Raw genomic sequence first — 12,114 nt, forward strand, 5'->3', positions numbered from 1 at the left:
ATGTCTCAACGTATCGGTAAAATTAATCATAACTACAGTGAAACACGTGGTGTTATTGCAGAACTGACATCAGAGGGGCGGTTATCAGCAAAATCCATTGAAAATATTGCTACTGCATCAGCGTATATGGCACAAGTGACAGGAAAAAGTGCCCAAGACGCTGTTCAATCATTTAAAGGTATTGAAAATTCGGTCACAAGCTGGGCTGTTGAAAGTAATAAACAATATCACTTTTTAGATCTGGCTACTTATCAGCGTATTGCAGCGTTAGAAGCACAAGGTGACACAGAACAAGCTATTGCCGTTGCTACCGAGAGATATGCCAAAGAGATGGAAGTCAGCGCTAACAAGATGCAAGAACAGCTTAATTGGTTAGAAGATGCCTGGCGACGCTTCAAAAATGGGGTTAGTGTTCTAGGTAATGAGTTAAAGAAAGAGCTTAAGTTTGATTTAGGATTATCAAGCCTAGAAGAAGATATTGAAAGAATGGAGAAAGCCAAAAATAGAGGTTTTTATATTGTTCCTGGGGCAGGATATATTCCATACAATAAAAATGATGATAAAGCATTACAAGAAAAACAGGCTCAACGAGATAAACAGCAAAAAGAAGTACAAGAAAAGCATGACACCGATGTCATTAATGAAAAAGCAATCAATGCCCAAAAAGAGCTTGATGAGCTGCATAAACAAAATGCCAGTGATGCCGAAAAACAAGCTAAAGCGGTTGATGAATTACGTAAAAAATATGAAGCGCTGTGGGCTAATGAAAAGGGTCGTAAAGATTTACAAGCACAAGGGGTTAAATCAAAAGACGGTAAATCATTTTCTGGTGGTCAATATGATAAAGATGTAAAAGAAATAACGGATAAATCGCTCAGGCAGTATAACGAACAATTAAAAAATAAAGTTGCGTTACAAGAAAAAAGTACTGCCCTAGCTAAAGCACTTTATGAAATTGAAAAAGGTCAGTATAAAAATGCTAGCCCAGAGCTCAAAAAAGAGATTATCGCTAATGCAAAATTGATAGATGCGCACGAAGCAAAGAAAAAAGCAATACAAGAATCAGCCCGAGCTGCAAAATCTGCGGCACGTGAAACAGAACAATTTATAAAATCGCTAGAATCACAAGCTGATAAGCAGACACAAAAAACATACGCAACTCGTCAAGCGTTGATTGATTCTCAAAAATTAACGGTAGAGCAACGTAATCGAGCTAATGCGGCAAATAATGCAATTACAGCACACGAAAATAAAAAACTTAATGACGAATTACAAAATCAACTCAATTCGCTATTGTTTGATCCTGCCCGCCTTAAAACGGCAGAAATTGATAGATGGTATCAAGCGGTTATTGCACAACTTAAAGCTAATAAAAATATTGAGGGTATTGACTTAATTGACCAGTTGTTACCACTAAAAAAAGCTGAAGCAAATATTTCCGAAATTTTAGCAAAAGTTCAGCAAGCACAATCACAACAGTCAATTAAAGAACAAAGTATACAAGCACAAGTAACTGCTGGTTTAATTACACAAATTGAAGCACAAAGCCAGTTAGTTGATTTGCACAAGCAAACAGCGCAAGAACTTGCCAAATATTTACCTACTTTGCAAGCTATGACAGCGCTTCCTGGTCAAGTTGGAGAAAATGCACAAAAAGCACTTGCTACACTTCAGCTACAAATTGCAGAACTAAATAAAACTACCGATGCATTAACCAATGCATTTAAAAACGGGTTACAAAGCGGTATCCAAGGTAGTCTTGATTCTTTAGCAAAAGGTACATTTGAATTAAAAGATGCATTATTAAACCTTGCACAAAGTATCGTATCAGCAATGGCTCAGGTAGCAAGTAAAGGTCTTGCTGATATTGCCATGAATCAACTCAGTAATTTGGGTAAATCACTTTTTAACTCAATAACCGATACAGCAGTTGAAAATGCCAGTGCTATCGCTTCAGCAGAACTGATGGGTACAGCAATCACCACTGCGACAAGTGTTGGCTCGGTTGAACTTGGCACTTCATTAACTACCGCAATGACAACGGGAACCGCGGGATTAACAGGCGCAATGGCAGCCGCATTTTCAAGTGGTGCAGCGACCTTATACACAGCAATTACATCGGCTAGTGCGGGTAGCTCTGCTATGTCGGGGTTAGCTGGTGCAGCATCTGTTGTGGCAGCGACTGGTGGTTATATCAGTGGACCAGGTACAAGTACATCAGATTCAATCCCTGCTCGCTTATCAAACGGTGAATTTGTTGTGAAAGCTGAATCTGTGAAAAAATACGGTCTCGACTATCTTCACGCTATCAATACGGGACGATTACATCATTATGCAACAGGCGGGCTAGTTAGCAATGTCAATATTCCAAAAGCGCCATTACTTGATGATAACCAACAACGCAAAAGCTCACCAACTGTATTAAGTCCCGTTATTCAGCAGGAATTAGTCATTGATGCTGGTGATATGGTCAGTCGTGGCATCAATAGCGTAACGGGTGGCAGAGCATTTAAAACATTTATTCGAGCAAATAAACAAACAATTAAACAAGATTTGGGGATTTAATCTATGGCTTATCAAAGTGGAATTGCAGATAACGAAATCGATTTACTGGATAAATTAAATCTATTTTTAACAACTGATAGTGAATTAGTTAAAACAGGTGATAACTGGACAGAAATTTACAGCGGCGAAACTGCGGCTACAGCAACTATAGCAAAACGAAAATCATATGCATGGAGTGCGCCAGGAGCGACTGCTGGCAATAATATTTATGTTGCGTGTAAAACAGATAATCGCATTTCAAATGATACTTATAATCTTTATTTCTGCGGTGGAACCTACTTTAATGTTGAATTAATCAATCAACCCAATGACATATTTAGTGGTATGTTAAATCGCACACAAGTTGGACTATTTGCTGATAATAATCCATTACATTACTGGTTTTTTGCTAATAATCGTCGATTTATTGTAGTAACAAAAATGACAACTGTTTATTCAAGTTGTTATTGCGGATTTATGCTACCAAACGCATTGCCAAATGAGTACCCTTATCCACTAGTGATTGCAGGTAGCTGTAATAATGAACTACAACGATATTCCATTACAACAGATTATTTTGCGTCAATTATCGACCCGCGTATCAATCATTTTTACGTATTTACCCCAGCGCAATCATGGCAACAGTTTTATGGTTCAAAAGGTAGCCAAACAAAGTTAGTTTATCCAAGAGGTATTGAAAAATTTTATTATTATGGCAATAAAAAAATCAATGTGTTAACTGCATCACCTGATAGCTACTCACCACTTTATCCTGTTTCCATTGTTGACGTGACAAAAGGTGCAACTCAATTTTGGGGGGCATTAGATGGTGTTTACTGGGTACCAGGATTAAGCCGAGCGGCAGAGGATACGATTAGCACCGATGATGGTCGCGAATTTATTATTTTTCAAAATGGTTTTCGTGTAACGAATATTGATTTTTTTGCAATTGAAAAAGTATAGAAATTGGAGCTAAACATGGCATATCAAACGGGTAACGCCTCATCAGTCGTAGATTTATTATCAAAACTAGCAACGTTTGCACAATCAGTTGATGGGTGGGTTGTTGATAAAATTGATACTAAAGCAAAAGAACTCTATTTACATAATGAAAATTGCTTTTGGAGCCTAAGAGTTGGATCATCAAATTCACTCCCCACGTTGTACATTGTTATCAACAATCAGTTTAACGCAAATTTATCCTGGGATAACCAAGATGGTTCAAGCTCTGTTAACGGTAAAGCAAATTTCTATCGTTATTATTGGGGGGCTGGTACCAATTTTCATCATGAGCCATTTGCGTCATATACATTTTTAGCAACAACACAATATATTCATGTTGTTGTACGTGTTGATTCTCGCCGTTTTCGACATTTTGGATTCGGAACGCTAAAAAAAGATGGAATTTACAATGATGGTCATTATGCGTACGGAACACATTCAACAAACACAAATGATACAAGTTACGCATCATATCCCTTCACCAGTGATATGTACTTGTATATCGGAAGCCGAGAATATCGTTCATTTGCTAGCGTTGTTAGAGTTAACAAAAAAGACTATTTTTTTGGAGCAAATGAGTCAGGTTATGAAGGCATGGGCGCAATGGGCATTGGTGATGCGACTATTGAACGCGATTATAAACCCCATCCGGATATGTTACTTGTTGAGGTAAGTTTATCTCAGTTTAATAATTTGATAACGTTGGTGCCACAATCGATTTATCTGCATTTGGCTAGCAAACAATATCAACGCATCGGTGTAGTTCCTGATTTTTATGTTGCCAGAATTGATAGTGTTGTTCCTGGTACTATTCGTGAAATTAATGGTGAAAAATATTATTGCTGTGCGGCAACAATGTTTCAAACTGTCACATCCAACGTTCAGGATGAAGATAATAGTTATGACCTTGGCTACTTTTATAGAGTAATTGAGTAATGAGTAACAAACATACAGGATACGTTATTAATGATTTGAAAAAGCTACGTGGTCAACGTAGCTTTGATTTGCAACAATATCAAGGTATGGCTCGTCTATCATCTGTCGTTGAAGACAAAACGGGGCCAGTTACACGCGGAATACCGTTGCAGTTATTCAATGTGCGAAAAGGCTACATTACACAATCATTTTTAAATATTATTTATAACAAGCTCTATATTAATCCATCCACTATTGATGTTGGCTATGTGAGTAATCAACGCACTATAGAAGTATCAATTTTCAACGGTTATTTCAGCAGTAAAATTCTGACTGATATTACCTATAGTGATAAACAAGGGGTCACTGTCAGTAATGTGACGTTACCACTTTTATTTAGCCGATTAAGCCTAAAAATATTATCAATTGATATTGATAGCCACGGCACAGATAGTATTAACTGTACAATTTCGTTTCATTTTTTAAACGCTGAAACCGTTACATTAGTTGTTAGCGGTAATCGTTCGCTACCGCTTCCTCTCTCTCCAAATTGGTCGCATGGTATTACAGAAACATTAGAATGGAAAACCAATGTACATCAATCACAAACAGGGGCAGAACAACGGGTAGCAATGCGATTAACACCTCGTCGGACATTTGAGTTTCAAACGCTTATCCATAAACACGAACGTCGACAAATTGAAAATATACTATTTCAGAACTATTTAAGCTCATTTTCATTGCCAATTTATAGTGATATAGCACTACTAGATAGAGAAATCAAACCAGGTGATAAGACAATTTATTTATCAACCATCGGTCGAGATTATCATATAGGAGGTAATTTAACAGTTATCGATGGTAGTAATACAATTGTTGGTAATATTGAATCAATTAAAAGTTCAAGTATTACACTATCTGAACCGATATATACAGCTGTTTTAAAAGGTGCAAAAGTATTTCCTATTAAATCGGCAAAATTAACTGAACCACCTAAAATTATCAGGCGAACAGATGAATTAGCAACCGCAGAGTTACGATTTTTAATTGTTGAAAAAAATGACATTAACGTTAATGTTGAGCTACCTATATACAATAATTTTTATGTGCTGGAGCAAGAACCAGATTGGTCAGATGATGTACATGTTTCATATGAATCAATGAGACGTGAAATCGACAATCAAACGGGTATCGTGTACTACTCAGATAGCGCGAGTCGTGTTTTTATTACTCAATCTCATGAATTTTTAATTAATGGCCGTAATAAACAACTTGAACTGCGTGCATTGTTTTATGCCCTCCGTGGTCGCCAAAAACCAATTTTTGTCCCCTCGTTTAGTAATGATTGCAAACTAGTTGATGATGCAACCAGTGAAATTTTAGATATTGAACAAAATAATATGACTGAAACTGATTTCGGTGGACAGTTCTTAAGAATTTTATTGAGTGGTAACCGCATTTTATATCGTGAAATTGTCAACGTAAAAAGCAATAACAAAGGTGGACTTCGGTTATTGCTCAATAAAAAAGTTGCATTTATGCGCCAGGAAGTAATCAAAATATCCATAATGCGTCTATGCCGTTTAAATGATGACAAAGTCGTATGGGAGCATTTAACTGATGCTGACGGCACGGCGAGAGTAAACGTTACATTTAGGGAGGTAAGATATGAGTTGGAGTGAGTTTGAGTATTCTGTTGCAAATGGACAACCATTAACACTGTATGAGTTTAAAAGGCAGAATTTGTATTACCGCTATACAAATGCCGATCGCTCGATAATGATTAATAATGCACTGTGGGAAGCGATTGCAATTAGTGATAACGGATTATCAGCAAGCAGTAATAATGTTGAAATTACCTTACCCGTTACGAATAAAGTTGTTTCTTTTTACCGAGGTGTGCCACCTAGTACATCGGTAAAAATTAGAATTTATCGCATGCATTATCATGATAATCAACAAGAGTTACGGGTGGCATGGGTAGGTAATATCACTGAAGTCAAACGTGAAAAAATTGGTGAAGCCAAAATTATCACAACTAATATTGTCAATACATTTGGCCGTCAGGGATTGAGGCTGACCTGGGGTAGAAAGTGCCCCCATGCACTTTATGATAGTAGATGTAAAGTTAAAGCTCGTCATTATGTCATTTCAGGGTTAGAGATAATTGCATTAGATGGTAAATCAATTACATTCAATGTACCACAGAGTATTAATAATGGTTACTTTAGCGGTGGCTATATTGAATATGAGTTTGAAGGTCTAACAGAAAGGCGAGGTATTCGCATGCATAATAACAATAATTTAAGTCTGTACGGTGGGACTTATGGCTTAAGTGTAGGTTTGATAATTAATGTATATCCTGGTTGTGATAATACGATTGATACATGTGAAAATAAATTTAATAACCATTTGAATTATGGTGGTTGCCCACACCTGCCTGGCAAATCACCGTATAGCATTACTAAACTATTCTAGGAGGTTAATTATGTGGTGGGCGATTGCGCGTTTTGTTGTTGTACTGGTTGCATCCTATTTTCTAAATCAAGCATTAGCCAAAAAACATAATAATAAGGTTAATGCAGCAACGTTTGATGACTTTGATTATCCACAGCCAACAGAAGGAACGCCACAGTGTGTGTTTTTTGGTGACTGTTGGACTGCGGATTGGTTTGTACTGGCTTATGGAAATTATCGTTATGAAGCAATTAGAAAATAGTATATGGATAACTATGGCAGATATTCGTCAAGGTGGAGGCTGTGCGTGGGGATTAAGAGCCTGGTTTAAACACTATGGACTGAGTTTTAACGATTTTATTCAAAATGGTGGGATTGATAGCACAACGATTTTAAGTACGGGTGATGCATTAGCTATTCGTATTGTTGAACTCGCAAAGCAAGCTAGTGTGCATAAGGGGTAAGTATGGGCAGTAAAAAGAAGAAAACAACAATTGGTTATAAATACTTTTTCAGTATTCAGTCGGGGCTTGGGCGTGGTCCAATTAATGAGTTAGTTGCTATTACCGCTGATGATAAAACTGTGTTTGCAGGTAAAGCAAATGAAGTTACTGTTAGCAAATCAATTTATATTGATAAGCCGAATTTGTTTGGTGGTACTAATGTTGGTGGTGAAGGTGGAATTAAAGGCATATTTGAAATCGCAATGGGTGATGCAGATCAGGAGCCAACTAGTCGTGTAAAAAATTTACTGGGCGGCGTTGTGCCTGGTTTTCGGGGCATGGTTACGACGTTCTTTGATGGTTTAATTAGTGCTTATTCAGCAAGTCCAAAACCGTGGAAATATAGAGTCAGACGTACAACACAAGGTTGGTCAAATAACGAAGTATGGTACCCAGAAAAATGTATCATCATGTTATATGATGATACATCAACAATTCATGAAAAAGATAATGGAATAAATAGCAATTTAAGAACTATTCACGCAATGAATCCTGCGCATATTTTGATAGAGTGTGCAACCAACAATGATTGGGGACGAGGATTGCAACTATATGAGGATATTGATTTAGATTCATTTAAAACTGCTGCTGATATTCTATATAATGAAAAATTCGGTTTATGCTTTCGTTACAATCGACAAGATGGGTTAGATACATTTGTACAGCAGGTGTTAGATCATATAGGCGCAGTACAATATGCTGATTTAACAACAGGAAAAATTAAACTAAAACTGATTCGTGATAATTACAAAACAGAAGATTTACCATTGTTTAATTATGATAACGGTATTTTAGTGGTACAGGACGATGATAGTAGCGCTTCCGATAATGTACCAAATGAAATTGCTGTAAAATGGCATAATCCAGTAACGAACGAGGATAGTGAAGTTCGGGCACAAAATTTAGGTGCAATTCAAGCCGTTGGTTTAATCAGTAGCTCTATTGAATATAAAGCACTACCAACATTTTAGCTGGCTGCACGTGTTGCACAGCGAGAACTGGAATCTGGAATTGCGGGTTTAATTCGTCTAACGATTCAGTTTGATCGACGCGGTGAAATATTAACTCCTGCTGATTGTTTTCGGGTATCACTACCAGACCGAGATATCGAAGATATGGTCATGCGGGTGGGCTCTATTAACGAGCACGAAGATGGAATGATTGAAATTACCGCAATTCAGGATGTTTTTGGGTTGGCAGACACCGTTTATAATAGTGGTAATCAATCTGGGACAGGGATAGTTCAAGATACAACACCAAGACCAGTTAAAAATTATATGTTATTTGAATCTCCCTATTTTGCAATGAGCCAGTTATCAAATTATGATGTTAATAACGAATCAGGCTATATGTTTCTAGTTTCTGCTCAGCCAAATTCACAGTCAATTAACTATTTATTACAAACTACAACTGAAGGTGCTGATTTTACAATAAGAGGAACAGGCGACTTTACGCCAAGTGCGGTATTAATCAGTAAACGTCAGTTAAGTAAAATAGATACACAATTAAACGTGATTTTTAACAAAAATATGACAGATGTTTCAATTGGTAGTGCAGCTATTATTGGTAATGAAATTGTTCGAATTGATGCATTTGATGAGTTAAATGGGACCTTAACAATAGCAAGGGGATGTGCAGACACATTACCACAAACACACAGTAAAGATTCGTTTATCTGGTTTTTTGATAGCCTATTTGAAACGGACGGTATTGAATATTTAAAAGGTGAAGTTGTTTATGTTCAACAGTTAACACAAACTAATGCTGGAACACTCAGTGCAAATAAGGCCCCCATTCGAGCACTAAAATTTGACGCAAGAGCCGCACGCCCATATCCTCCAGCTAATTTACAGGTAAATGGTGTTATTACAGAGACAATAACACTAAAAGAACAAGAAACAATAGTATTAACATGGTTACATCGAAACAAAGAAATACAACAAGATAATCTCATTGCATATAATGAAGGTAATATTGATAAACCAGAAACCGTTAAATATCATATTGAATATTATTTAGCTGGTGAGCTAAAGAAAACAGTAGTAACAAATGAAAATTCTCACGAACTAGAAATTAATGGAACTGAACATTATGATGAAATTCGGATCTACGCATACGACACAAAATCCGAGTTAGAAAGTTTACAAAAATACATTTTACAAATTAAAGCTTAATATTTGTAATTTATTTTCATATGATGAAAAATACAAAATAGTTAATTATCACTTAATTTAAGCGTGATTTATCACGCTCGGCATCAAAAAGCCACTGCCACAACCTATCATTTTTTTCTTATCATTACCTATTATTCTTACACCATTATTGTCATACCACCAATAATTAGTCGATTCAACTTTAAACGGCTCCTGTGGATCGGCACTATCACTATCTATATCGCTGTAATTTTCAACTTTATCTAAGTTTGTTGAAGTATAAATCGCCACTTTAAAATCGTTAAGCGTTAAATTACCATCAAATTCTTTCACTTCACTAGATTTTATAGTGCCACTCGCCTCACTGTAAAAAACACCGTTGACAGTAAAACCATGTTTATTTGCACTCGATAACGCCACCACTTGCGGTGCATTTCCTGTAATAATCTGACTCGAAGTTGCTGTTAGTATTGCATTAGCTGAGCCAACGTGTATCCATTGTGATAATAAGATTAAACCCATTATTTGAGTAAGTTTCAGTTTTGAGTGAGCTGTGAGTGTCGTTATTTTGACAACAAAGTGAGATTTGCAATGGAAGTGTTTAAAACAAAAAGATAACAGTAAAAATAAAACGTTTTGCCGTAATATTAAAGGTAAAATAAAACGATTAACAAAATGCCCGATGCCCGATTAAGTCCATATTTTATCATAACTTTATTATTCCTCATACTTATTTTCTTAAATTTATTGTTATAAAATAAACAGTTAATGTTGTTTTTAGTAATTTTAGCATAAAGTAGTATATAACTACGCTACCCTATTTTAGAATAAAAACTTCATTTTTCACCTATTTTTTTGTAAAGTTTTGTTAAGCTAATTTTTATTTTTATCATTTCTTTATCATACAAATACCTAACATATAAAATGTAGTAATCAAACTCCAAGCATAATACAGAATATAAATTCTTCAGTATTATAAAAAATAATCGAATTTACTTAAGCTGAAATTTTCGCTAATATATTAAAGTTAAACTATTAATATCTTTTAATCCATATAAAATATGGTTGTAACATCATATTGAAAAAACTTCAAATAATTTAAATAATAACAATGAAAAATATACTACTTGCTTTACTTTTAATCCTTTCTTTTCCTGTATTTAGTACTATCTATAGAACTACCTATAGTGCTACCTATGCTTATAAAGGCTATATTGAGAATAAAGAAGTAACGTTATATTTGGGCCCCTATTTGAAAGCTTTTTGGGTTTATAAAGATGATCACAAACAGATACAACATGCTTTATCCTATGAATGTCACTTAATGAACTCATGCGATGAAGTTAGCCAACAAAACAGTTTAAAACTTTATGATGATAAAGATATTTATTTGGATGAAAATGATAATCATCCAAAAATTAAGGATTCAATTAGTTACTTTAACTTTAATCATAATGGGCAAACACAATTTAATCAAAAATTAGTTGGTTATTGGTTTGATGGCAAAAAAAATCAACAATATCCAATAAAATTGCAAAAAGAACTTGAAATAATTGATGAAGCAGATGCTGAATTTAATCGCCTTGAATTATTACAAACGAATTCATCAGATAAATTTTATTTTACTGCGGTATTATCAAAAAAGAAAAAAGAAAAAATTAAACTAGTTGGTGTGAATGTTTATGACAAAAGTAACCACCAATTAATGCAAAAAATACAAAATTTACATTATAGCTACAACCAATTTGACAGCATTTATCTAGAGGATATCAATTTTGACGGCAATCTTGATTTAGCCATTAAAAAATATGCCTCAAGTGCCAGAATAGGAGCAAATTATGACTACTATATCAATAACAAAGGTAAATTTGTAGCCACAAACTTGTGGGGTAGCGATATCGATTTTAACCCAAAAGATAAATCCGCCACAGGTAAAAAAAATTGTTATAATTATAATGAAAAACAGCAAAGAATCTTGACAACAATACAAAGTAATTATCATTATCAAAAATACAAATATATCAATATAAAAAATAGCTGTCAGTTTAAAAACATTGATACCCAAGAGCACAGAAAATGTAATGAAGAAGAATATAACGCTTGTTTGTTAAACCGAAATAATATTGATCGAGAAAACCCGCATGTAATTGGTGAAGATAATATATTGTATAAAAATATGGTATGGTACAAAGATAAATTCATTGATGGCGTTGTAGATGATGAATGATTATGATGTGGTTTTAGCTAGCAATAGTCTTATATAATCGTTATTTAGTATAATAACTTAGTCAAGTTATTTACAATATAAAAAACACTTTTTACTAACTATTTCGCCAAGTTTTTACTGCATATTAACACTGCTATTTATTCACGCCATGAAGCACAACTATTTTCGATTTAATGTTTAGGGCGTGTTGATCTTTCATGATTATTTTTAGACGGCATGATGTGAGTTATAATAATTCTGCCAAAAACAACCATAACTCGATTCATCATGCCAAGAACAATGCTAACAGATAAACGGTGGGAAAAGCTACTAC

At 35.0% G+C, this 12,114-nt stretch carries 11 protein-coding genes; 10 read left to right on the plus strand and 1 reads right to left on the minus strand.

Annotated elements, in window-relative coordinates; all coding sequences use genetic code 11:
• The 9 genes from ACGH6Q_RS11100 to ACGH6Q_RS11140 form a co-directional block, all read left to right on the plus strand.
• Positions 1–2,565 (plus strand): phage tail length tape measure family protein (locus tag ACGH6Q_RS11100; RefSeq protein WP_411592833.1); only part of this gene is annotated, 2,565 nt, incomplete at its 5' end.
• Between the two features lie 3 nt (positions 2,566–2,568).
• Complete coding sequence (locus ACGH6Q_RS11105; protein ID WP_174798499.1) at positions 2,569–3,507, plus strand: hypothetical protein; 939 nt, start codon at positions 2,569–2,571, stop codon at positions 3,505–3,507.
• A 15-nt stretch (positions 3,508–3,522) separates the two neighbouring features.
• The gene (locus ACGH6Q_RS11110; protein WP_174798498.1) at positions 3,523–4,482 is read left to right on the plus strand and encodes a hypothetical protein; all 960 of its coding nucleotides are present in this window, start codon (positions 3,523–3,525) and stop codon (positions 4,480–4,482) included.
• On the plus strand, positions 4,482–6,143 hold the full coding sequence (locus ACGH6Q_RS11115) for a hypothetical protein (protein ID WP_174798497.1): 1,662 nt from the start codon (positions 4,482–4,484) through the stop codon (positions 6,141–6,143). The genes ACGH6Q_RS11110 and ACGH6Q_RS11115 overlap by 1 nt, the downstream gene beginning before the upstream one ends.
• On the plus strand, positions 6,130–6,939 hold the full coding sequence (locus ACGH6Q_RS11120) for a phage BR0599 family protein (protein ID WP_091125844.1): 810 nt from the start codon (positions 6,130–6,132) through the stop codon (positions 6,937–6,939). The genes ACGH6Q_RS11115 and ACGH6Q_RS11120 overlap by 14 nt, the downstream gene beginning before the upstream one ends.
• 10 nt (positions 6,940–6,949) lie before the next feature.
• Entirely contained in the window at positions 6,950–7,180 is a 231-nt protein-coding gene (locus ACGH6Q_RS11125; protein WP_075508847.1) for a hypothetical protein, read from the plus strand.
• A complete protein-coding gene (locus tag ACGH6Q_RS11130; protein ID WP_208610491.1) occupies positions 7,161–7,382 on the plus strand; it encodes a hypothetical protein in 222 nt (73 codons plus the stop codon). Before ACGH6Q_RS11125 ends, ACGH6Q_RS11130 begins: the two co-directional genes overlap by 20 nt.
• 2 nt (positions 7,383–7,384) lie before the next feature.
• Positions 7,385–8,392, plus strand: a complete 1,008-nt coding sequence (locus ACGH6Q_RS11135; RefSeq protein WP_411592834.1) for a hypothetical protein — start codon at positions 7,385–7,387, stop codon at positions 8,390–8,392.
• Positions 8,393–8,548: 156 nt separating this feature from the next.
• Entirely contained in the window at positions 8,549–9,595 is a 1,047-nt protein-coding gene (locus tag ACGH6Q_RS11140; protein WP_411592835.1) for a hypothetical protein, read from the plus strand.
• A gap of 57 nt (positions 9,596–9,652) precedes the next feature.
• Here the strand turns inward: ACGH6Q_RS11140 and ACGH6Q_RS11145 are convergent, their stop codons facing one another.
• The gene (locus ACGH6Q_RS11145) at positions 9,653–10,096 is read right to left on the minus strand and encodes a hypothetical protein (protein WP_411592836.1); all 444 of its coding nucleotides are present in this window, start codon (positions 10,094–10,096) and stop codon (positions 9,653–9,655) included.
• A gap of 589 nt (positions 10,097–10,685) precedes the next feature.
• On the opposite strand from ACGH6Q_RS11145, the gene ACGH6Q_RS11150 reads away from it, so the two are divergent.
• Positions 10,686–11,801 (plus strand): hypothetical protein, encoded by a 1,116-nt coding sequence (locus ACGH6Q_RS11150; RefSeq protein ID WP_411592837.1) that lies wholly within the window; start codon positions 10,686–10,688, stop codon positions 11,799–11,801.
• Positions 11,802–12,114 lie beyond the last annotated feature (313 nt).

Source organism: Gilliamella sp. BG2 (assembly GCF_046635645.1).
In the GTDB taxonomy this organism is placed as follows: Bacteria; Pseudomonadota; Gammaproteobacteria; order Enterobacterales; family Orbaceae; genus Gilliamella; species Gilliamella bombi.

Bases quoted from the DNA above. Each gene is read 5' to 3' on its own strand.
- ACGH6Q_RS11125 (WP_075508847.1), top strand. From the start codon at position 6,950: ATGTGGTGGGCGATTGCGCGTTTTGTTGTTGTACTGGTTGCATCCTAT.
- ACGH6Q_RS11105 (WP_174798499.1), top strand. From the start codon at position 2,569: ATGGCTTATCAAAGTGGAATTGCAGATAACGAAATCGATTTACTGGAT.
- ACGH6Q_RS11115 (WP_174798497.1), top strand. From the start codon at position 4,482: ATGAGTAACAAACATACAGGATACGTTATTAATGATTTGAAAAAGCTA.
- ACGH6Q_RS11110 (WP_174798498.1), top strand. From the start codon at position 3,523: ATGGCATATCAAACGGGTAACGCCTCATCAGTCGTAGATTTATTATCA.
- ACGH6Q_RS11130 (WP_208610491.1), top strand. From the start codon at position 7,161: ATGAAGCAATTAGAAAATAGTATATGGATAACTATGGCAGATATTCGT.
- ACGH6Q_RS11145 (WP_411592836.1), bottom strand. From the start codon at position 10,096: ATGGGTTTAATCTTATTATCACAATGGATACACGTTGGCTCAGCTAAT.
- ACGH6Q_RS11135 (WP_411592834.1), top strand. From the start codon at position 7,385: ATGGGCAGTAAAAAGAAGAAAACAACAATTGGTTATAAATACTTTTTC.
- ACGH6Q_RS11150 (WP_411592837.1), top strand. From the start codon at position 10,686: ATGAAAAATATACTACTTGCTTTACTTTTAATCCTTTCTTTTCCTGTA.
- ACGH6Q_RS11120 (WP_091125844.1), top strand. From the start codon at position 6,130: ATGAGTTGGAGTGAGTTTGAGTATTCTGTTGCAAATGGACAACCATTA.